Consider the following 20,982-nt stretch of genomic DNA (forward strand, 5'->3'; position numbering starts at 1 on the left):
GTAGCACTTTCAGTGAATCCGGCCGACGAAACGTGTTTTGGTGTTTTTTAGGTTTCGCCGCTTTAGCTCAGTTGGTAGAGCAGTTCATTCGTAATGAAAAGGTCGCCAGTTCGAATCCGGCATGCGGCACCAAAAAAGTGAAAAAGGCAGCCCCCGCGGGCTGCCTTTTTTGCGTCCGGCAAAAAGCGTCGGCGTCGCCAACAGACCAAGCCACCGAGGCGCTAAAAGAGCCTCGTCATAGCGCGTCTTCGCACCCTCAAGATGACATCATCGTGCCACACACGCATGCGGCATCTTGTCGCATATGTACGACGACCGTTTAATACTTGCGCATGATTATGGAAAATCGTAACACCTAGGCAGATAATACGATTACACCATCCGCTTGCCATCGAGGACCGCCATGAAAGCTCGCCCGATCGCCCCTCCTCCTGCCCAGGTCAACAAGGCTGATCCCGACCCTGTCGCGGTCGAGTTTCTCGATACCGTGCTTCCGCTTCATGTACAGGCTTTTCTCGCGGAACAGCAATCGCAGAAGGCGGCCCAAGTGCCCACGCGAGGCAAGCAGGCGTCATAACGACAGTCGCATCGGCTGAGGTATGCTAACGCTCATGGTCCCGCCGGGGCGTTTCAAGCAAGGTCTTCATGTCGCTTCCGTCTTCAACGCCGACTGTCCCACGACAAGTCGGTGTCGCCGCCTATGCTTCCAGAGGCGTATTGCCGTCATCCATCGCACAATTTCGGTCACCGCGTTCGCGCCAAGGTGCGGCACTCGCCGCATTGCTGCTCGTGATGAGTGCGTTAGTGCTGCCCATCGCGCCAGCCAGGGCTCAGGCACCAGAACTCAAAGAAACGATGCCACGGGGAGATCGGGACAATACCGCCCAGGCGGCGTTTCTCAATATCGTCTCAGTCGTGTCGTCGCGACTGGCACTCTCGCAGACATTCGCCGCATGGGCATGGCAGCAGCAACATGCGGGGAAATCACCGGGAGATGTTCAACGCGACGATGAAACCGAACAAGGCCTGATGAAAATGGCGCCGCATTACGGATTGGCGCCGGATTTTGCGGACCCGATCATTCGGGATCAGACCATTGCGAGTGAACAATTGCAACGCACCTTGTTTGCCCAATGGCAACAAGGCGGCGGAGTACCACACGTCGATGCCCCTGCTTATCAAATTGCGCGCGGAGATCTGTATCGCGTATCTCAATCGCTGATGGGCGCGCTGACCCAAGTGCAACCCTTCCGGGATCGAGATGACTGCCCGATGCTGTTGTCGAAAGCAATCACACGATGGACCACTGACATGGCGTCGGTATCGGCGGATCAACGTAAGGTCTTGCCTGCCGCGTTGGCGCATGTATGCCACGGCGGAATCGGCGCCACGGCTTGACGCGTGGGCATCATTTGTCCGGATGCGCAGTCCCTTTGTCGTTTCAGGGAGGAGGTGACGCGCGGCGCATCCGCAGGTACTTTACCGATACCGGCGCGCGACGGCCCCGGTCATCAACCACAACGGCACAAGCGCCCCCATTAGCAGCGATAGCACAATAACCGGCCACCACCCCTTCAGCGGGTGCTCGCGGAGGTCTCTCGCTCGCTGCGCGGCGGCGTGGATCAAATAAGTGGTTGGCCGATTTACTTCAAGCGGCGTACCCGCATTCGCAACCTCACCTATCGCGCCGACGGCGGCATCCTGTGCCAAACCGAGCGCGGAAAAAGAATTGGACGGCGTGCGGGGCACGGGAGCGTTACCTGCAGCTTCCGCGACCGCGCGCCGTGCGCCTGACTGTGCGTAATTCGCCAGATCCGATCCGGCGTTCGCCCGGGAGGCACCATCCACCCCGGTTACGATCGCCGTGCGTGCAACCGCAGTTGCATATTGCCGATCGGGATTGGCATCCCGCATATTGATACCGAACGTCACGGATGCTATGACGGCCGCACAAGCCGCCGCCAAGTGTCGACTACGAACGGCGCTGGCCCAGCGCCGCCCTGCCCCGTGAAGCCCAGTGCCTGCCATCAGGCGACGCGAGCCGAAACGTCCGACTTCGCGTCCACGCCTTCCATCACATCATCGTCCTCAAGCTCTAGATCCGTACCCGCGCGGACGATTGCAAAACTGACGAACGCCAACACCAGTTGAAGCGCGACAATCGCAAGTAAATATTTCCACACGGCGGTACTCGAGGAAGAGTGAAAGAAGGACGACACCGTCCAGTTGCGTTTATACATGAATCCGTCACAGGACTTCAAGCACCGACTTCAGAAAAAATGAGATAATTTTTACCGAATCAAAATACTCTTTTATAAACAATAATTTATATCAATAATGGTGGATCTTTTGGTGCGACGCAATATCTTAATGACGTTGCTAAAAAACACTTTTACCGATGCAAAAGTCCCTATCACACTACCGAGTAAATATTTCCTGAAAGTCTTTGCTGTAACACTGAATAACAAACGGGAAACGGCTCGGGGTTTCCACGGCTTGTAACAAGGTGTTAGCAGCCTATACTTGGGATAAAGCAGCGAAGTCGGTGCGCGCTTTGCCTATGGGTTCATGACGCATCCTGCACCGCCTCCGCCGCCTTTATCAGGAGTAAATGATGACGATGATCAACGGACTGAATAAAGCGCTTTCACATCTGGCTGACGCATTTCGAGGCCGCCCTTCGGATGACGCGGCGTACGACGGCGCGGTATTGGCCAATGTCAACGAAGCCGCGTTAAGTTGGCACGGTGATCATTGGCAAAACCTGCTGTCCTCGCCGATGGACGCGCGTCGTTACATCCTGGAAGACTGGAATGACACCGTCGAAACCGTCGCTGATGTCGACGACGATGTACGCATTGATTCCTTCTCCGGCCGCAAGGTGCGTTCGTTCAGTTAATACCTGCCTTATTTGAATCTTTTCGGGCTGTCGTCTAACCCTATCAATGGCTGCGGACGCCAGCCCCACGACCGTCCTTCTGTGTCAAGCCTATTAGCTATATAGACAGTCTCGGATTCTGCCTCGTCTTACCGCCGCAGTGCGCACTTCGCCGTTTGCCTCCCGCTTATCCAGCACCATTACGAATGTGGGACGCTCTAGCGGACACCTGCAATCAAACCACGCCCGCACAATATCCCCCTTGCGTCCTATCGAATCGTCATCACGCGGTGACATATCGTCCGTACCACAAACGTGACGGATAGATGTGCCCCGAAGTGGTCGCCGCCGATGATCGATATCACTGGGTATTTCAGTTGTATTACTTCTCCATCGAATCAAAGAGCAAAAATTCGTGCTTTCAGGCTTTTTTTTGAGATTGTCTTGACCACGTAATTGCTTCATGTCGTAGGAAAAGTCCTACAAATGACCACCTCATCTCGATATTTCAATTTGAAAGCACTCAGAAAAAGTGGTGTCAAGGCAACGTTCGCGGCTGATACTGAATGTTACACTTTCGAAACACACATGTAACCGCATGTTTTTTAAGATTTTTAAATATTCAAAAGTTTATTCCACAAACAGCAACATATTGTTGCGCCACAATGAATGGGCCGTTCGGGATCGAATCCCTACACTCTCCCTGTCTGGAAACAACCCCGGCCGAATGCCATTGGCGCCTCGCCAGGCGACCGATAGGCCGCTCGGCAACACTTGGTGCGGCGATATGTCGCAGCGAAAGCCTACTGTCAGGCGTTGCCGTTGAAGCACGGGGGCAGCCAAACGTTCCTCAATGGAGTGAGAACCCGATTATGAAAAAGACTCTTATCGTCGCAGCACTCGCCGGCGTATCCGGTATGCTCGCAACCGCAGCACATGCTCAAAGCAGCGTTACGCTGTATGGCTTGATCGATGCCAGCGTGGCTTACACGAACAACACCGGTTCGGGCGCGAAGTACGCGCTCAACAGCGGCTCGATCAATGGCAGCCGTTGGGGCCTGCGTGGCGCTGAAGACCTGGGCGGCGGCTTGAAGGCGATCTTCGTGTTGGAGGACGGTTTCAGCATTGCTAACGGCACCATGCTGCAACAAAGCCGCGAATTCGGTCGTCAGGCGTTTGTCGGTCTGTCGAGCAACCAGTTCGGTACGGTCACATTGGGCCGTCAGTACGAATCCGTGGTCGACTACCTGGCACCGCTGGCCCTGACCGGTGGCGGCTACGGCGGCACGCTGGCTGCACACCCGTACGACAATGACAATCTGAATTCGTCGATCCGTGTGAACAACACGATCAAGTACACGAGCGTCAACTACAACGGTCTGAAGTTCGGTGGCGAGTACGGTTTCAGCAATGCCGCGGGCGGCTTCTCGAACAACCGCGCTTACAGCGGCGGTGTGTCGTACCAGTACGCTGGTTTCAATTTCGCAGGCGCGTACACGCAACTGAACAACACAAGCTCGAACACGACCTCTGGCGCGATCGGCTCGGCGCCGATCACGGCTGCTCGCACCCGCATCTGGGGTGCTGGCCTGAACTACGCGTTCGGCCCGGCAGTGGTCGGCTTTGTGTTCACGCAAAGCAAGTACGACAATGCGTCGTCGGACAGCTACAACGTGACACAGGCAATCGCCCTGCCCGTGGGTTCGTACATCCGCTTCAACAACTTCGAAGTCAACGGCCGTTACAGCCTGACGCCGGCTTGGAACGTGTCGGCTTCGTACACGTACACGCAAGGTCGCGAATCGGGCTTCGCAGCCGGTTCGGCGTCGCCGAAGTTCCACACCGGTACGCTGATGACGTCGTACTCGCTGTCGAAGCGCACGGACGTCTACGCGGAAGCCGTGTACCAACAGTTCACGGGCACGAACTTCCTGGGTGGCGCAGTGATCAACACGACGGGCTCAGCAAGCTCGTCGAACCGCCAAGTTGCTGCTGCTGTCGGCGTGCGTCATCGCTTCTAAACAAGCATAAGACAAAGCTGACCGCTCTCGTGGCGGTCAGTAACGGCAGGTAGCTTCGGCAGCCTGCCAATCTCAAAACGCCCTTCGGGGCGTTTTTTTTCGTTCAAGATGGGCGGGCCACTGCATACTGACGCGCGCTGGACTGGCACCGGAATCGCACCACATCATCGGCGCGGGTCTCGCACTCGCTGTCACTGACCTATCTTCGCCACCCGTGCCACGATGCGTCGATACGCCTTTGCTCACTATTGGCGCGCAACACTTTTGATATCACCTATTTCACCATCGGGCGTAGCAGGCGTGCCACTACCATCCGATGTTCCGTAATGGGGTAGGCCGGCACGCGCGAGCGTCAGTAGACGAATCAGCTCAAGGACGTCGTCGGGGGTAGCTTCGTCGGGATGCGCGGTCAATCGTTCCAGATCCAGCATGCAGTCTCTCCTCATCGTAGTCAGCGTCTCGCATGGACCATGCGAGACACCGTACGACGCATATTGCATACCCGATGCCTGCCCGTTGCAATTCGGGGGAAATGCGTCCCCGCAGCACGCTGAAACAGGAAGTCAGCACGGCATGCCGGCGAAGGCATACGAAAAAAAACCTGGATACGATAACGTATCCAGGTTTCTTCATATTGGTGGTGCGGCTGGCAGGATTCGAACCCACGACCCCTTGGTTCGTAGCCAAGTACTCTATCCAACTGAGCTACAGCCGCACGCTGGGCGCTACATTTGCAACATACAACAATCAGGCCAATCCGTTTCAGGACGGGTCGGACGCTTTCGCTTCCAGACCGCCGGCGATCAACAATTCGGATAGCACGGCGGTCATCCCGCCTTCGTGCGCCATCGCACGTTGCTGCAACTGCTTGATCAGGTTGCCATCCAGCTTGCACGCGAATGGTAACAAGCCATTTTGCTGATCGAGCCGCCGCTGCTCACGACGATCGGGCACCGCTGCCGCGCCTTGCCCGAACCGACTGGACGTCGCAGCTTGCTTCAACGAATTATTGAGCTTCAGCCCCTTGTTCTTTTCGATGTCGAACTTGTTCACTTGAACCTCGTTGCAGCGAAAGAACAAAGGCCAGGGTGAACAACACCCAGGCCTTTGTGGACTGCGGTATTACTGGTGCGGCTGGCAGGATTCGAACCCACGACCCCTTGGTTCGTAGCCAAGTACTCTATCCAACTGAGCTACAGCCGCACGACTAAGAGACGTAATTATAGCGATGTCGTTAAAAAAGGAAAGCAATTTCTGCCGTTTTGCGGCATTACGGCCATCAATCAACGTCGCTTTCGTGTAATCTGGTAAAAATGTCGCGGCCGCGCCACGCGTGTGTCGCCCTACCCGGTGTCGGCAGAACCCATCATGAACAAAGCATTTGTAAAAGAAACATCGAACGACGATAACGACGATCTGGAAACCGGCGCCACGCCGATTCCGGCCGGTGCAAAAAACTACATGACGCCGGCCGGACATCAGGCAATGCGCAGTGAGCTGTTGCATCTGCTAGACGTGGATCGCCCTGACGTCGTGAAGCTGGTCTCGTGGGCGGCCTCGAACGGCGATCGTTCCGAGAACGGGGACTATATCTATGGCAAGCGCCGACTGCGCGAAATCGACCGGCGAATCCGGTTTTTGACGAAGCGCCTGGATCTTGCGGAAGTCGTCGATGCCAGCAAGCAAGAGAATATCGATCAGGTCTTCTTTGGCGCGACCGTGGCATATGCAAACCAAAGCGGCGATGAAACCACGGTCACGATTGTCGGCGTGGATGAGGTCGACCTCGATCGCGGGCACATCAGTTGGATTTCGCCGGTCGCCCGCGCGCTGATCAAGGCAAAGGTCGGCGATACGGTGACACTCCACACACCCGCGGGCATCGAACATCTGGACATCCTGGACGTTCGCTATCCGCCCCCGGCATGATCGTCATGTGCCGGACGCATCCCGCCTTCCCTAATACGCTTGCGCATCGCGATTGACGCGTAGACCCAAGGCATCAAACCGTCCGCTCTGCTGCTCACTCGGCTTTTCGCGCGCTATCCGCATGACGTCGGGATTGGTACGAACCCGGCGCATGATGTTTGCCAGATGCAGGCGATCATTGACCTGAATCAGGAAGCGCAAGGTCGTGGATTCCTGATCGGTGTTTTCGTCCATTGCCACGTGAACGATATTCGCCGCCGTCGAAATATCGGCGGCCACCCGGGCAAACACGCCCTTCGTGTTTTTCACCAACACGCGAATGCCGACATCGAACAGACGGCCGGGTTGCGGTGCCCATGCGACGTCGATCCAGCGGCTGGGGTCGCGATGATGGATACGTCGCGCGTTCCGACAGTCCGTGGTATGGATCGCCATGCCCAGGCCAATACCGATATAGCCCATGATGTCATCGCCGGGAATCGGACGACAACACGCGGACAACTGCACCGCCATGCCTTCCGTACCGGTGATGACAACCGGTGGGCCACCCGCCGGCCCCAGCACCGGTGATGCTTCCCCGTCGCTCGATGCCGTTTCCGGCGCACGGCTTGCATCTTCGTCGCCATCACGCCCACTCATCAGCAACTCGATGCGCTTTGCCATGACCGCCGCAAATCGCCGGCCGAGACCGATATCCGCGTAGATTTCCTGACGGGTAGTGTTACCGGTCCACTGGCCCAGCTTCTCCCAGACCTCGGGCGTAACGGCGGCTAGCGTCAAGCCATACGGCTTCAAGGACTGGTCCACCAGACGCTCGCCCAACTGTACCGACTCGTTGAAACGCATCGTCTTCAAATAATGCCGAATCGCCGAACGGGCCTTGCCGCTGCGAACAAAGCCCAGCCATGCCGGATTCGGCTTCGAGTACGGTGCCGTGATGACTTCGACGATGTCACCGCTCTTGAGCTCGGTGCGCAATGGCAACAACTCGTTGTTGATCTTTACCGCCACGCACTGGTTGCCAAGCTCGCTATGCACGGAGTAAGCAAAATCCAATGCGGTGGCGCCACGCGGCAATGCCATGATCTTCGACTTCGGTGTAAAGACATACACCGCGTCAGGAAACAGGTCGATCTTGACGTGTTCGAGGAACTCCGCGGAATCCCCTGCCTCGGACTGCAGATCCAGCAACGATTTCAACCACTGATGCGCGCGTGCCTGAACGTCGTTGAGATCGGCACTGCCATTCTTGTACAACCAGTGCGCCGCCACGCCCGATTCAGCGATTTCGTGCATCGACCGGGTGCGAATCTGAAACTCCACCGGCGTGCCGAACGGCCCGACCAGCGTCGTGTGCAACGACTGATAGCCATTGACCTTGGGAATCGCGATGTAGTCCTTGAACTTACCCGGCACAGGCTTGTACAAGGCATGCAACGCACCGATGCACATGTAGCACTCGAGCGGATCGTTGACGACCACACGGAAACCGTAAACGTCCAGCACCTGCGAGAACGACAGTTGTTTCTCGCGCATCTTGTGATAAATGCTGTAGATCGTCTTTTCGCGGCCGGTTACCTCGGCGAGGATCTTCGAGTCGGTCAGCGCCAGTTGCACCGATTCCAGTATCTTGCCCACCACCTCGCGCCGATTCCCCCGCGCCGCCTTCACCGCCTTGAACAACGTGGCGTATCGGACCGGATTGTAGTTCGCGAAGCTCAGATCCTGCAGCTCGCGATAGGTATTGTTCAAGCCCAGCCGATGCGCGATTGGCGCATAGATATCGTTGGTCTCGCGGGCGACACGCCGGCGCTTCTCGGGTGGCACGGCGCCCAGCGTGCGCATGTTGTGCAACCGGTCCGCCAGCTTGACGATGATGACGCGCACGTCGCGCGCCATGGCCAGCAGCATCTTGCGGAAATTTTCCGCCTGCGCCTCTTCCCGGTTCCGGAATTCCATCTTGTCGAGTTTCGACAAGCCATCGACCAATTCCGCGACTTTCGGACCGAAGCGCTCGGCCAGCTCCATCTTCGCAACGCCGGTGTCCTCGATCACGTCATGCAGCAAGGCTGCCATGATCGATTGCGCATCGAGCTTCCAACCCGCGCAGATCTCAGCTACCGCCACAGGGTGCGTGATATAAGGCTCACCACTTTGCCGATATTGGCCGAGATGGGATTCGTCACTGAAATGGAACGCCGCCTTGACCTCTCGGATCTCCGCTTCGCTCAGGTATTCCGACAGCCGCTCAGTCAGGCGCGCGATCGAGACAATCTCGTGTTTGCGCGGCTGTTCCGGCGTGGCGGTCGGACCGAACAAGTGCCGGAACGACTGCTCCAGCACGGCATCGATATAGGTACGGGCCCGACTCGACGGCATATCGCCGTTCGCGGCATCGCTGGGCGTCTCGTGGGAGACGGATCCGGGGGAGGCGGTCGTTGGGGTATTGCTCATTTCGCCTCCTGGTGAGTACCGCGATGAAATCCTGACGTTGTGCCGGTCTGCCCTGTCCTGCGACGGGGCGCCGGGTGTCCGATACGGGCTGTGTCAACGGCGGCGCGAGCATGTCACTTCGCGAACGGCCACCATAACCTGACAGGGTGCCAAAACGGGAAAGGACGCGCAAGGCATTGCCTCCGCGTCCAATGGTCTCCCGCACCTGCGACAGCCGGTCGCCGGTCCTTCTCGTTACAACGGTTTCGATACCCGTCAGAAGGAAGGCGGCGAGCCTGGCAGCGCTGCGCGGAGCATGCCAAGCATCTGGTATTTAGACCGGCACCTTCTTCAACAACTCTTCCGCCGTGAAATAGCCGGCCGCGATCTCGCGCAACGCGACGACCGTCGGCTTGTCGCGGCTATCAATCTTCGGCGTGTGGCCTTGTGCCAGCTGGCGCGCGCGGTACGTAGCAGCCAGCGCGAGTTCGAAACGGTTCGGGACGCGCTTGATGCAATCGTCAACAGTGATACGTGCCATGGTCGAAAATCCTTCGTGATGTCGATGTATTTTACAACAACCTGGGTGTAGTCCAGTCAGTCGATATTCGGCAAGTGAATGCCAAGCTCGATAAACAACGTTGTGTGGCGAGAATACTGCGAAGCAAAGCGCAGGCGCGTGGCGCCCACCACCTGCCGCAATGCCTGTAAGGCGGTTTCAAAAACATCGTTGATCACGACGTATTCCGCTTCCGGTGCGTGAGCCATTTCGCCGCCAGCGGCCAGCAGACGGCGCGTGATGACGTTTGCTTCATCCTGTCCACGCTTCTTCAAGCGCTCCTCCAGCGCTTGCAGCGACGGCGGCAGGATGAAAATACTGACAGCATTGTGAAAGCGCCGTCGGACCTGTTGCGCGCCCTGCCAATCGATCTCGAGCAACACATCGTTGCCGGTACGCATCTGGTCCTCGATCCATACGCGCGACGTGCCGTAATAATTGCCGTGCACTTCGGCGCATTCCAGGAACTCCCCGGCAGCGCGCCGCGCCAGGAAATCTTCCTTCGAGACGAAATGATAATGGACCCCGTCCTCTTCGCCAGGACGCGGCGCGCGCGTCGTGTAGGAGATGGACAACGTGATGCCACGATCGTCTTTCAGCAGCGCATTGACCAACGACGACTTCCCGGCGCCGGATGGTGCCACCACAATGAACAGGTTGCCCGGAAAAAGTTGGTCGAATCCCTGCGGATTCACTTGGTGCGGCCACGGGACCGATGCGTTCGTATGGTTTTGCATGATGGGGGATTACTCCAGATTCTGCACTTGTTCGCGCATCTGCTCGATCAATAATTTCAGTGCCATGGCCGCATCGGCGAGTTCCTTGGCGGCCGCCTTCGAGCCAATCGTATTTGCTTCCCGATTCAGCTCCTGCATCATGAAATCGAGACGTTTGCCTACCTTGCCCCCCTTGTCGAGCACGTGACGGGTCTCCGCAAGATGCGCCTCAAGCCGCGCCAGCTCTTCGGCGATATCGATCCGAACGCCATAGACGGTGACCTCCTGACGTATGCGCTCCTCTACTTCTTCTCGGCTCAGCGACGAAGTGGAGGAAACCGCGCCGACCGCATTTCCATTCGATGCGGACTTCGACGCCGTTGCATACGGGCCGGAAGGATCGGGTTCTGATTGCGCGACTGCAGGCGCGATGGCGGCGTTGTCCGTCAGAACGACGCCAAGCGCCTCACCAAGCCGCTCGACAATTTTCTGTTGCTGCCGCTTGACGAGTTCCGGCACCAACGGGGTGATCCGCGTCAGGATGGCCCCCATCTCCACCGTCTTTTCCAGCAAGACCGTTCGCAGCGCGGCGCCTTCACGGGCACGAACCTCAACCAGCTCCGTGACCGCTTCGCGTGCGGCCGCAACGATCCCGTCGCGCAACGTTTCCGGGTCCACCGACGCATCACCGAGCATGCCGGGCCAGCGTAAAATCTCGCCAACGTTGAGCGACGCCGCATGAGGAAAATGTGCCTGCACCTCGGCCTGCAGCGCGGCCAGCTGCGCCAGAACAGTCGCTTGCAGGCCGCTGCCAGGCGCAGCCGTCGCGACGCCGGCCAGGTCTGGGCGCTGGATCACCACGCGTACCTCCGCCTTTCCGCGCGACAGCGACGTCATCAGCATTTCGCGAATCGCCGGCTCACTGCCGCGCGCTTCGTCCGGCATCTTGAAATGGATGTCCAGAAAACGTGAATTGACGGTACGCACTTCCACTTGGATATGCGTGGGCGCGGCATGCCGCGCGACCTCGGCTACGCCACTGGCCGGTGTCACGTCGCCCGGGCCGGACTGGGCGGGCGTGGGCCACACGGCACGGTTCGCGGTGGCGAAGCCGGTCATGCTATAAATCATTGGGAGTCTCTGTATCGCCGGGCAAAGGCGGGCCAACGCAAAAAACGTATTATCGCACCCCGGACGTCGCGACGACGAAAATAGCAGGCCATGGCAATGCTGACGTAGTCCGCCACGGACATTACGGTGCCACGACGAGCGCGGTACACTTGCGCATCGTCGGGATGCACGCTGCCCGTCCGTTTTTTTGTATCAACAGGGTATCGTTCGATCGCCGTTTCACTTCGTTTCGACCTGTTTCGCTTTTTTGGACCCGCCATGACCACTTCCTCCGCCTCTTCCGCTTCCTCCTCGTCTGCCTCGGGTGCATCGGACTCACCGATTCAACGCGCGCATGGCCGGCCGGCGGACGCATTACGTCCCGTACATATCACGCGGCAGTTCACGAAGCACGCGGAAGGTTCGGTATTGGTCGAATTCGGCGACACCAAAGTCATCTGCACCGCCAGCGTCGCGGAAAGCGTCCCGGCGTTCCTGAGAGACCGTGGCGAAGGCTGGCTGACCGCCGAATATGGGATGTTGCCGCGCGCGACGCACACACGCAGTGACCGCGAAGCAGCGCGCGGCAAGCAAACCGGGCGAACGCAGGAAATCCAGCGCTTGATCGGCCGGGCATTGCGCGCCGTCTTCGATCTGGAAAAGCTGGGCGCCCGCACGCTGCACATCGACTGCGATGTGATTCAGGCGGATGGCGGCACGCGCACGGCCAGCATCACCGGCGCATTCGTCGCCGCACATGATGCCGTGCGCAAGCTGCTCGACAGCGGCAAGATCACGGAAACGCCTATTCGCGACTTCGTTGCCGCCGTTTCGGTCGGCGTGTACGAAGACGACGTGCTGCTCGATCTCGACTACAGCGAAGATTCGCAGTGCGACACCGACATGAACGTGGTGATGACCGGCAACGGCCGTTTTGTCGAAGTGCAAGGCACCGCCGAAGGTGAGCCGTTTTCGCGTGACGACATGAATCGACTGATGGATCTGGCGCAATCCGGCATTGCCCAACTGATCGCAGCGCAACGCGCGGCGCTGGAACGCACGCCCGGTTGATCTCTTTTCCGCCCTCCCCTGCAGACAATCCCATCATGACGAATCGCGATGTACTTCCCGCTGACGCCCCCGGCGACCACACCGCCGACGCATCGGCGCGCCGGCGTGTCGTCCTGGCATCGAACAACAAAGGAAAGTTGCGCGAATTCGCCGCGCTGCTCGGCGCAGCGGGCCTCGATTTGATTCCACAAGGCGAGTTGGGTGTCAGCGAAGCGGAAGAACCGTTTGGCACGTTTGTCGAGAACGCCTTGGAGAAAGCGCGTCACGCGGCACGCGCGACAGGTCTTCCTGCCATCGCCGACGATTCCGGCCTCTGCGTTACCGCGCTCGGCGGCGCGCCCGGCGTGTACTCCGCGCGATACGCGCAGATGAATGGCGGGGAGAAATCCGATGCCGCCAACAATGCGCGGTTGTTGGCCGACATGGCGCCTTATCAAGGCGACACCGCGCGACATGCGTATTTCTACTGCGTATTGGTCATGGTCAGACATGCCGACGACCCGCAACCGGTGATCGCCGATGGGCGCTGGGATGGGGTGTTGCTGAATGGCGCACGTGGCGCGAACGGCTTCGGCTATGACCCGCTGCTGTTGATCCCGTCGATGCAACGCAGCGCGGCCGAAATCTCGCCCGAGGAAAAAAATCAGGTCAGCCATCGCGCGCAAGCGTTGCGGGCCTTGCTGGCCAAGCTGCAATGACATCGTCGCATGATCCGGATGGGCAAGATCGCGAGAACCAGCGCCCTGCTTCCCCTGCGACGGCGAAGACCGCCCGGAGGACCATTCCGCTCGTTCCTGCCGGTGCGGCCCAGTCACAGCATCTGTTCTCCGGACCAGCGGACGCGGCGCGCCCTTTTCTCGCGCCTGGACGGCTGCGGTTGAGCGCATTGCCGCCGTTATCGCTCTACATTCATTTCCCGTGGTGCGTGCGGAAGTGCCCGTATTGCGACTTCAATTCGCACGAGTGGCAAGGTGCCGATGCGCTTCCAGAGCAAGCGTATCTGGATGCGCTGTGCGCGGATCTGGAAAGCGCCCTGCCGCTGATCTGGGGCCGTCGGATACACAGCATCTTCATCGGTGGCGGTACGCCCAGCTTGATGAGTGCCGCGGGGCTGGATCGATTGCTGGCCGACGTGCGCGCTCGCCTCCAGATCGATCCGCAGGCGGAGATTACGCTCGAAGCCAATCCTGGCACTTTCGAGGCGGAGAAATTCGCCCGTTACCGCGATAGCGGCGTGAATCGCCTTTCCATCGGCATACAAAGTTTCGATGCGACCATGTTGAAGCGTCTCGGACGTATTCACGATGCCGATGAAGCGCGTGCCGCGGTCCAGATCGCAGCGCGAACATTCGACAATTTCAACCTGGATCTGATGTTCGCGTTGCCGGGTCAGGATCTGACGGCGTGTCAGAAGGACTTGCATACGGCGCTGTCGTTTGCGCCGCCGCATTTGTCGTTGTATCACCTGACGCTCGAACCGAATACGCTGTTCCACAAGTTTCCGCCGCCCGCGCTTCCAGATGACGACCATGCCGCGGACATGCACGAATGGATCACAGAGACGATGGCCGGCGCGGGGTATCGGCACTACGAAGTGTCGGCGTATGCGCAGCCGGAACGGCGCAGCCTGCACAACACGAACTACTGGCAATTTGGTGACTATCTCGGCATAGGCGCGGGCGCGCATGGGAAGCTGTCGTTCCCGGAACGGATTATTCGGCAGGTACGTCATAAGCATCCGGCGACGTATATGGCCAAGGCCATGGCCGGCGAGGCGGTACAGGAGTCGCACGAAGTCGGCAATGCCGATCTGCCATTCGAATTCATGCTCAATGCGCTGCGGTTGGACGAAGGCGTGACGGTGCAGATGTTCGCCGAGCGCACTGGCTTGCCTGCCACGGTGTTGTCCAAACAGCGCGATGAAGCAGAGCGTCGCGGCTTCCTGGTCCCGGATCCCCTCCGGATCATGCCCACGCCGCTCGGCCAGCGCTTCCTCAACGATCTACAAGAGATATTCCTGGCGGATTGACGCCCGGAACTCGAAAGTGCGCGGTTCGGGGCGCCTGTTGGGTGTCAGGCCGCCACAGAGAGTCGACGCCGCGGAAAAACAATGTACAATCCCGGTCTCGGAGGGCTGGCAGAGCGGTTGAATGCACCGGTCTTGAAAACCGGCGAGGCTTCGCGGTCTCCGTGGGTTCGAATCCCACGCCCTCCACCATATTTATCGATAACCCCCGTAGATTCAAATATTTACGGGGGTTTTTCTTTTTGTGGTCAGCGCTGGGCACTGCCACGTTAGCGAAGCGATCGGCTAAGCTAACCAGATGAAATCCTCGTCCATCTGATGCGGCCCCGGTTTCCCACCCGCCATCATTAGCCTCGCCGTGCGCTAGTATTTCCGCTTCTCGTTGCGCTTTCGTGAGATCGCAGAATTGTTGCTGAAGCGCGGCGTCGTGGTGAGCTACGAATCGATCCGACGATGGTGCGATAAATTCGGCGATCACTTTGCCCGTCAAGTGAAGATCACCAGGCGCCAGGCGTCAGAGCAGCACTTGGCATCTGGACGAAATGTTCGTGCGCTTGCGTGGTGAGCCTTACTCGCTATGGCGCGCCGTCGACGAGCACGGCCGCGAACTTGACATCCTTTCGCAAAAGCACCGCCATACCGGGGCAGCCCAGCGATTCTTTAGAAGGATATTGCGCAACCACCCTGTCCCGCAGGCTATCGTGACGGATCAGCTTCGCAGTTATACGGCAGCCAAAGGCAGAGTGTCGGTGCTTGCCAAGAACAAGCACATCTTCGTACGCGCTGCGGCGCGTGTGAATAATTGCGCCGAAAACAGCAATCAACCTACCCGAGAGCGGGAGCGCCGCGTGCGCGGATTGAGGGATCGGCAACGAACCCAGCGTTTCCTCTCGAACTTCGGTCCGATTCGACAGCATTTTGCGCTGAAGCGAGAAAGGCTTGGCGCGGCGGAGCATCGAGGTCAAGTTCTTGCTCGCCTAGCCTCATGGCAGCACCCGACACTTGCCGGCCAAAATCCGTCCGCGCGTTAAGAGCAGGCAGTGAAATACCGTTTTTCGCTCCTCGCGCGATATCGTGACAGTGCCCCCCCGTAACACCACGGGCGGCCTCACTCGTCTCGCACACAAAAAATTTGACAGTCCCATATCAGCTATTACCCGATGCAGCCGTACAACTGGATTCGGCCACATCAATTCAATGACGGGGTACCACCGGCAGTCACAGAGGAAAAACTTAACCCGGTGTCCGACGTGAGTCGACCACTACATAAGCAATCCTATACATATGGACATTCTTCCGCCACTCAGTTCTTACTGCGACAGAACCAGATTACGCTTACCGAGTCTGTGTAACCCTCAGAATCCGGCCTGTCTCAGCATCACATTCAACTCGCCTATCACCATCGCTTCCAGAAAGAAAAAAGCTAAGTGTGCCGTCCACGTAGAATACGTCGGAGAAAACAGCATCGCTCCCGGCATCCGATGGTCTCGCAAGGACAAATCTCTTGCTACCGTCCAAGTCGATCACATAAGCCGAGTTCTGATTAAGCTCAAAGGGGCTCTCAACAATCGCGACGCCACTCAAATCTGCCAGCGGGCACGCAACTCCGTTCTTTGAGAAATCTATTTGGACGGGCCGGCGCCCATCCACCCATGAGACGGCAATAGGAAGCAACTCGGCAATCGGGCGCCTCTGCGGATTGTTAACGCGGTCATAGGTCGGATCCTTATAGTGCGTAGTGTAACCAGCGAGTGTTGACATGTTCACCTTAGTTAATGGGTCGTGGACTGCCGATCGGCACAAGCTTGCTACGGTCGGAGTAGTTCAGAATTTGCACCTGATTTCCACCGCCAGGATATATGACGCCATTGTACGTCTGGGGTCCCACTGTACCGACTTGCACTTGCACCCCTTGGGGAATGTAGAACTCTTGAACGCTTGCAATTTGAGTCTTAAATGCCGGCGTCACGGCCAAGCTGTTGCGCACGTAGTCCACACTACTTATCGAGTCCAAAGTTCCCCATCCGCCTGGGTTTGTCTGTCCGGGCGCCATTGCCATCTGGATATACATGCCACCTGATGGCGACGGGTACGAGTTGAGCGCAGTTCCCCCCATCCACGGCTCGGAATTAGTCGGCGATGATAACAAGAGGGCGTTGCCCGTGTTTGTCGCAACACTACCACCAGAGGCAGTCCCCCCTACTTTCGCCCCCGCCAACCCTGCAACCAAAGGCGTATCCGCCGCAACTGTTACTCCGTCTTTCTGAACGAACGCCGCCTCGCCCAGCGCTGCCTTCTCCGAGTCAAGCTGTTTCTTTAGCTCCTGCCTTTCCTTTTCAAACTCCGACTCGTGGTCAAGTGTCGAATTGTTCAGAGCCTCGTTCTCAGCAGACGTCGCCCCGCCAACCCCATTGACATTGCCCAGCAACGCATTGGTACCACCCAACAAAGTCGCAAGCCCAACAATCTCTGCACGCTGCGTGTTCGTAAGGTTAGCAGATCCCCCCGCCGCGTTGACCAACAACGGCGCAACAATAGCGCTCGTCGCGCCTCCGATCGCACCACCTTCGCAGCCTGTACTGCTAGCCGCTCCTGCCGCACATCCTAGTGCCGCATGCGCAAGCACATAGGCTGCCGATCCCTGTTCCAGCAAAGAGCCAGGTTGTGAAAGTTGCCCGATTTCGTACGCGCCGATCGCCGCAGCGTTTGACACAAGTGAGCCCTTCAATGCACGAAGGTAGCTACCACCCTCGACGGCCGTTTGTACCCCAGCCGAAATCGCCGCACTACCTACTGCTGCCGCAAGTTGCGTCGACAGGGCCGCACCCGTTCCTGTGGCAGAGGGAGACATCAAACTAGACAGATTCTGCAGACCTGCAAGTTGCGCCAGTGATTGGGAACCGCTGCCAAGCACATTCGTGCCTGTGCTGAACCCCAGTCCGCCCTCCGCACTATAGGTAATCCCGTTCAGCAAACCCGCTGTAATACCACTGACCAAACCTGCTTCGCCGATTTGGTTTAGGTCAAGCGAGCCTGTATTGATTAATTGGCTCGTCGCGCTGCTCGCCATACCTGCAAGCGCCGCAGAAACGACGACATTGCCCAGCCCCGCCGAAACAGCCGCGCTACTTGCCGTAACGGCTGCAAACGTACTTCCCGCCGTCGCCCCAGCCGCCGCGCCGACGGCTCCTGAAGCCGCACCATACGTAACCACCGAAACCGCGATCGCTGCGGCGATCGCCACAACGCTCAGCCAGCCAGGCGTCCCCCCTCCTTGACGAACTGCGTGTGCAATGCGTCCGCCACTGTCTCTTGCGAGAAATTACTGCCTAGCTGTTGCTGCAACTGGGTAACCAGCGCAGCGGTTCCCGCGGCATTCACGCTACCGTCCGCGTTCAACAGATTCAAGGAACCGCCGATCTGCGTGAGCTGGTCCACATTCAACGCATAGTTCGCCGCGCTCATATAGCCGCCCGGCTGCACCACCGTACCCGTGGTGTCGACGTAGCCTCCCTTGACGCTCGACCACTCGTTTCCGATATCGACCTGGTTTGCCCGGTTCGTCAACGTGCCAGTATCGATCGTCAACGTGTTGGCCGCCGCGATCGTGCCGGTGTTCAATACCGACCCACCGCTTTTATTGAACGCAAGCGTGACATTCGTACCCGAAATCGTGCCGCCGGCTTGCAAGGCGTTCGTATCTTGTGGCAGGTATATCTGTGGCATCAACGCGGTAATCGTCGGACACGCACTGGTACCCGTCGCCGTACACGACGGGTCCGGCACCGTCTGCTCGACGTACCACAACATCGGTTTATCAAGCGCCGCTACCTGCGTCTGACTCAACGCGTCACCCAGCTTAAGATTGTTATTCTCCGCGTAGGTCAACGCGTTTTGATATAGGATGCCTTTTTCCTGCTCGGTGACCGACAGGTTGTTTTTGCTGTCATAGCTCAGCCCATCGATAAAGCTCGCTTTGCCGGTCTGCTGCAGGGCGACTTGCTGTAAGAGCAGGTCTTCTTCCTGCGGGTTGTAATAAAACAGGGTCGTGCTAGGCTGCAACCTGTTCGGTAAATTGTTGATTAGATCTTGTGGGGTAAAGCCGTTGCTCGTGCCAATCGCCGAGTCGACGTAGGATGCTGTACCTGCCACCGCAACTGACGTATAAGCACCAGAACGCGGAATCGACAGATTCAAGCTTGGCAAAGTGGTCGGGTTAAGCGAAATCACCTGCGATGCACTATTTGCTCGTGGCGTATAAGTGTTTGCCGTTGTGATGCCGTTAATCAAGCTTTGACCGGTCAGCGAGATTGGCGTACCCAAGACATTGCCAACGTTCTGAATCGTGCCGCCCGCATTAATCGTCAGGTTTGGTGCCTGAATCGTGGCTGCAATACTGCCCACTGGCTGCGGGGGATCGATCGAACCACCGGTCTTTGTATAAGCATCCCCGTACAGTGCCGTGCATTCGGCCACCGATCCACATGCCCACGTATCATGCGACTTATCGCTACTGAACAAGCCTGTCGACTGAATCCAGTGCGAATGCCAATACGCATTCAACGTTTGCGCTTCGTTGATAACCGGCCCGGATACATTAATCGTCGCGCTGGTTCCCGCCGAAATCAAACTCCCCACGTTGGTCAGGCTGCCAGCGTTGATCTGCAAGTTGTTCCCGGCGCTGATCACCGATGAACTTCCAGATTGCTGATCGACATACGCCGAACAACATCCGTCCTTGTATCCCATACAACCGGCGTAGGCTTCGGTCGAACCATAATTGACGCTGATTTGGACTGGCGGCGGAAGCGTGTTCGTGATGGCACCGGACACGTTCAAGGTAATATCGTTGCCCGCGACGATATTACCCGACGTGTTGTTCAAGCTCTTCGCAGCCGTGCTTGAAGTCGCCGTGGTCCCGACGCCACCGACAACCAGATCATGCCCGGCAAGCAAGCTGCCAAACGTATTGTTTATCTGGCCTGCTGCGATGACCAAATCATGGCCGGCATAGATCGTTGCATTTTGTGAGTAGTTGAACGACGCCGTGGTGGGGCCACTGCCCTTCGCAGCGCCCGCTGTGCCACATCCTTCATTCGGCACACCCGAGGCACAGCCCGTCTGCGCAGCCTGGTTCTGTTGCGTACCACCTTGGTTCGTCAGACTTTGTGCCGTGACCGAGACGTCATTACCGGCATAGAGCAGACCAGCATTAGTCAAATTGCCACCGGACACCGTCATATTGTTGCCGGCGGCGATCATGCCCGTTGGCGTTGTCCAGGTCGTGGTGCCAGTGCCGGTCGGCGCGGCAGCACCGGTATTAATCGAGAACGTCGCGGGGGCATAACTGTCAGGTTGGCCACTGCAGTTAAAGTAGCAGTCGTAGGGGCCGCTGTAGCTTCCGCTGCCATTGCGCACGGCAATCGTGCCAATTGACGCGAGTTGGTTCAGGAACGCAGAATAATCACTCTGATTGATCCACGTGTAGGTGGTGGCCGTCAGCGATGGGGCAATCGGGCCGTTGCTTAACGACTGCACGTTTAATGACACATTGCCTTGGGCCGAAATCTGGCCGCCGCGATTCGACAAGAACAAACCTCAGGTCAAACAGAAGCAAGTTCACACCAGAAACCGTACTTGCGCGTTTTCTCCATGGCACATGCATGCGATCATTAGGGCGTTAAACCGCATAATGGAAACGATAAATAGCACCATGATATTTAGAATAACATAATAATTTTAAAACCTTTTCACAATCTTGGAAGTCGAGCAAACGCCGTGATGCGACTGCAAAAAACCGCACAACGAAAAAGCGGCGGACGTTGCGATAAGTAAAAACAGAGTGCATCCCAAAGACGCATGAACGACCATCAGCTTTGAAAGACTGATTGGCAACCAGATTGTTGCCTAAGCAGAATATTTTTTACTAGCGAATTAAAAAAATTCCAACCGTAGCAACTACGACACAAAGGCGTGATGAGCGCGGATATTTTTTCTCGCGTTTGTTAGAGCCTTCTGTTAGATTTCAAAAAATTTCAAATCGTGTCGTCAGATTATGTATGTGTTTGGGAACCGTAATTGAAACGACCGTTTTAATTCGGCCGTCCCGCACTTTTAGTTCATCTTTATCGTCCGATCCACCGGATACACAGTGCCGCGAATGACATGGATCAGGCTTCTCATCTCTACGTGAGCAATAGTATTCATAGGTATCCGATGACACGGGGGATAAGCAAAAG

16 protein-coding genes, 4 tRNA genes and 3 pseudogenes are annotated in these 20,982 nt (G+C 57.6%); 12 read left to right on the top strand and 11 right to left on the bottom strand.

Annotated features, from left to right (window positions below):
* Positions 1–56: 56 nt before the first annotated feature.
* The 3 genes from SJQ66_RS26235 to SJQ66_RS26245 all read left to right on the top strand — a co-directional run bounded on the left by SJQ66_RS26235 (position 57) and on the right by SJQ66_RS26245 (position 1,398).
* Positions 57–132: transfer RNA gene (locus SJQ66_RS26235), tRNA-Thr, on the top strand.
* A 271-nt stretch (positions 133–403) separates the two neighbouring features.
* On the top strand, positions 404–577 hold the full coding sequence (locus tag SJQ66_RS26240; protein ID WP_164468530.1) for a hypothetical protein: 174 nt from the start codon (positions 404–406) through the stop codon (positions 575–577).
* A gap of 68 nt (positions 578–645) precedes the next feature.
* Positions 646–1,398 (top strand): chorismate mutase family protein, encoded by a 753-nt coding sequence (locus SJQ66_RS26245; protein ID WP_024901648.1) that lies wholly within the window; start codon positions 646–648, stop codon positions 1,396–1,398.
* An 81-nt stretch (positions 1,399–1,479) separates the two neighbouring features.
* Here the strand turns inward: SJQ66_RS26245 and SJQ66_RS26250 are convergent, their stop codons facing one another.
* Both SJQ66_RS26250 and SJQ66_RS26255 read right to left on the bottom strand, forming a co-directional pair.
* Positions 1,480–2,028 carry a hypothetical protein gene (locus SJQ66_RS26250; RefSeq protein WP_320534735.1) on the bottom strand — a complete coding sequence of 183 codons (549 nt, stop codon included), beginning with the start codon at positions 2,026–2,028 and terminating at the stop codon, positions 1,480–1,482.
* Positions 2,028–2,183, bottom strand: a complete 156-nt coding sequence (locus tag SJQ66_RS26255) for a hypothetical protein (protein ID WP_320534736.1) — start codon at positions 2,181–2,183, stop codon at positions 2,028–2,030. The genes SJQ66_RS26250 and SJQ66_RS26255 overlap by 1 nt, the downstream gene beginning before the upstream one ends.
* Before the next feature lie 428 nt (positions 2,184–2,611).
* Here SJQ66_RS26255 and SJQ66_RS26260 point away from each other — a divergent pair, with 428 nt between their 5' ends.
* Both SJQ66_RS26260 and SJQ66_RS26265 read left to right on the top strand, forming a co-directional pair.
* Entirely contained in the window at positions 2,612–2,899 is a 288-nt protein-coding gene (locus SJQ66_RS26260) for a hypothetical protein (RefSeq protein WP_051504136.1), read from the top strand.
* Positions 2,900–3,750: 851 nt separating this feature from the next.
* On the top strand, positions 3,751–4,899 hold the full coding sequence (locus SJQ66_RS26265; RefSeq protein WP_320534737.1) for a porin: 1,149 nt from the start codon (positions 3,751–3,753) through the stop codon (positions 4,897–4,899).
* A 245-nt stretch (positions 4,900–5,144) separates the two neighbouring features.
* Here SJQ66_RS26265 and SJQ66_RS26270 read toward each other — a convergent pair whose 3' ends face one another.
* The 4 genes from SJQ66_RS26270 to SJQ66_RS26285 form a co-directional block, all read right to left on the bottom strand.
* Positions 5,145–5,330, bottom strand: coding sequence for a hypothetical protein (locus SJQ66_RS26270; RefSeq protein WP_024901653.1), 186 nt, complete (start codon positions 5,328–5,330; stop codon positions 5,145–5,147).
* Positions 5,331–5,537: 207 nt separating this feature from the next.
* Positions 5,538–5,614, bottom strand: a tRNA-Arg gene (locus tag SJQ66_RS26275).
* 47 nt (positions 5,615–5,661) lie between these two features.
* Entirely contained in the window at positions 5,662–5,952 is a 291-nt protein-coding gene (locus SJQ66_RS26280; protein ID WP_024901654.1) for a hypothetical protein, read from the bottom strand.
* A gap of 73 nt (positions 5,953–6,025) precedes the next feature.
* Positions 6,026–6,102 (bottom strand) — tRNA-Arg (locus SJQ66_RS26285).
* A gap of 165 nt (positions 6,103–6,267) precedes the next feature.
* On the opposite strand from SJQ66_RS26285, the gene greB reads away from it, so the two are divergent.
* Entirely contained in the window at positions 6,268–6,828 is a 561-nt protein-coding gene (gene greB, locus SJQ66_RS26290; RefSeq protein ID WP_046154005.1) for a transcription elongation factor GreB, read from the top strand.
* 30 nt (positions 6,829–6,858) lie between these two features.
* On the opposite strand, the gene SJQ66_RS26295 is transcribed toward greB, so the two are convergent.
* From SJQ66_RS26295 to SJQ66_RS26310, 4 genes are all read right to left on the bottom strand, one after another.
* Complete coding sequence (locus tag SJQ66_RS26295) at positions 6,859–9,282, bottom strand: RelA/SpoT family protein (protein WP_046154004.1); 2,424 nt, start codon at positions 9,280–9,282, stop codon at positions 6,859–6,861.
* 313 nt (positions 9,283–9,595) lie between these two features.
* Positions 9,596–9,802: a DNA-directed RNA polymerase subunit omega gene (gene rpoZ, locus SJQ66_RS26300; protein ID WP_024901657.1), complete on the bottom strand. Its 207-nt coding sequence runs from the start codon at positions 9,800–9,802 to the stop codon at positions 9,596–9,598.
* Between the two features lie 56 nt (positions 9,803–9,858).
* Complete coding sequence (gene gmk / locus SJQ66_RS26305; RefSeq protein ID WP_024901658.1) at positions 9,859–10,557, bottom strand: guanylate kinase; 699 nt, start codon at positions 10,555–10,557, stop codon at positions 9,859–9,861.
* Positions 10,558–10,566: 9 nt separating this feature from the next.
* On the bottom strand, positions 10,567–11,667 hold the full coding sequence (locus SJQ66_RS26310; protein WP_320534738.1) for a YicC family protein: 1,101 nt from the start codon (positions 11,665–11,667) through the stop codon (positions 10,567–10,569).
* Positions 11,668–11,925: 258 nt separating this feature from the next.
* Between SJQ66_RS26310 and rph the strand changes: the two genes are divergently transcribed.
* The 6 genes and pseudogenes from rph to SJQ66_RS29810 form a co-directional block, all read left to right on the top strand.
* The gene (gene rph, locus SJQ66_RS26315; protein ID WP_024901660.1) at positions 11,926–12,717 is read left to right on the top strand and encodes a ribonuclease PH; all 792 of its coding nucleotides are present in this window, start codon (positions 11,926–11,928) and stop codon (positions 12,715–12,717) included.
* Positions 12,718–12,752: 35 nt separating this feature from the next.
* Positions 12,753–13,415 carry an RdgB/HAM1 family non-canonical purine NTP pyrophosphatase gene (gene rdgB / locus SJQ66_RS26320; protein ID WP_024901661.1) on the top strand — a complete coding sequence of 221 codons (663 nt, stop codon included), beginning with the start codon at positions 12,753–12,755 and terminating at the stop codon, positions 13,413–13,415.
* Positions 13,412–14,746 carry a radical SAM family heme chaperone HemW gene (hemW, locus tag SJQ66_RS26325; RefSeq protein ID WP_024901662.1) on the top strand — a complete coding sequence of 445 codons (1,335 nt, stop codon included), beginning with the start codon at positions 13,412–13,414 and terminating at the stop codon, positions 14,744–14,746. Before rdgB ends, hemW begins: the two co-directional genes overlap by 4 nt.
* A gap of 99 nt (positions 14,747–14,845) precedes the next feature.
* Positions 14,846–14,935, top strand: a tRNA-Ser gene (locus SJQ66_RS26330).
* A 151-nt stretch (positions 14,936–15,086) separates the two neighbouring features.
* A pseudogene (locus SJQ66_RS26335) lies at positions 15,087–15,774 on the top strand (IS6 family transposase).
* A 105-nt stretch (positions 15,775–15,879) separates the two neighbouring features.
* A pseudogene (locus tag SJQ66_RS29810) lies at positions 15,880–15,999 on the top strand (IS3 family transposase); the annotation flags it as partial.
* Between the two features lie 512 nt (positions 16,000–16,511).
* On the opposite strand, the pseudogene SJQ66_RS29915 reads toward SJQ66_RS29810, so the two are convergent.
* Positions 16,512–20,332, bottom strand: a pseudogene (locus SJQ66_RS29915) (beta strand repeat-containing protein); the annotation flags it as partial.
* Positions 20,333–20,982: the final 650 nt, after the last annotated feature.

The sequence above is a fragment of the Robbsia andropogonis genome, assembly GCF_034047095.1.
GTDB classification, from domain to species: Bacteria; Pseudomonadota; Gammaproteobacteria; order Burkholderiales; family Burkholderiaceae; genus Robbsia; species Robbsia andropogonis.

Excerpts from the sequence above, each read along its gene's own strand:
- SJQ66_RS26240 (WP_164468530.1), top strand. The coding sequence starts at position 404 with ATGAAAGCTCGCCCGATCGCCCCTCCTCCTGCCCAGGTCAACAAGGCT.
- SJQ66_RS26245 (WP_024901648.1), top strand. The coding sequence starts at position 646 with ATGTCGCTTCCGTCTTCAACGCCGACTGTCCCACGACAAGTCGGTGTC.
- SJQ66_RS26250 (WP_320534735.1), bottom strand. The coding sequence starts at position 2,028 with ATGGCAGGCACTGGGCTTCACGGGGCAGGGCGGCGCTGGGCCAGCGCC.
- SJQ66_RS26260 (WP_051504136.1), top strand. The coding sequence starts at position 2,612 with ATGATGACGATGATCAACGGACTGAATAAAGCGCTTTCACATCTGGCT.
- SJQ66_RS26265 (WP_320534737.1), top strand. The coding sequence starts at position 3,751 with ATGAAAAAGACTCTTATCGTCGCAGCACTCGCCGGCGTATCCGGTATG.
- SJQ66_RS26270 (WP_024901653.1), bottom strand. The coding sequence starts at position 5,330 with ATGCTGGATCTGGAACGATTGACCGCGCATCCCGACGAAGCTACCCCC.
- greB (WP_046154005.1), top strand. The coding sequence starts at position 6,268 with ATGAACAAAGCATTTGTAAAAGAAACATCGAACGACGATAACGACGAT.
- SJQ66_RS26295 (WP_046154004.1), bottom strand. The coding sequence starts at position 9,282 with ATGAGCAATACCCCAACGACCGCCTCCCCCGGATCCGTCTCCCACGAG.
- rpoZ (WP_024901657.1), bottom strand. The coding sequence starts at position 9,802 with ATGGCACGTATCACTGTTGACGATTGCATCAAGCGCGTCCCGAACCGT.
- gmk (WP_024901658.1), bottom strand. The coding sequence starts at position 10,557 with ATGCAAAACCATACGAACGCATCGGTCCCGTGGCCGCACCAAGTGAAT.
- SJQ66_RS26310 (WP_320534738.1), bottom strand. The coding sequence starts at position 11,667 with ATGATTTATAGCATGACCGGCTTCGCCACCGCGAACCGTGCCGTGTGG.
- rph (WP_024901660.1), top strand. The coding sequence starts at position 11,926 with ATGACCACTTCCTCCGCCTCTTCCGCTTCCTCCTCGTCTGCCTCGGGT.
- rdgB (WP_024901661.1), top strand. The coding sequence starts at position 12,753 with ATGACGAATCGCGATGTACTTCCCGCTGACGCCCCCGGCGACCACACC.
- hemW (WP_024901662.1), top strand. The coding sequence starts at position 13,412 with ATGACATCGTCGCATGATCCGGATGGGCAAGATCGCGAGAACCAGCGC.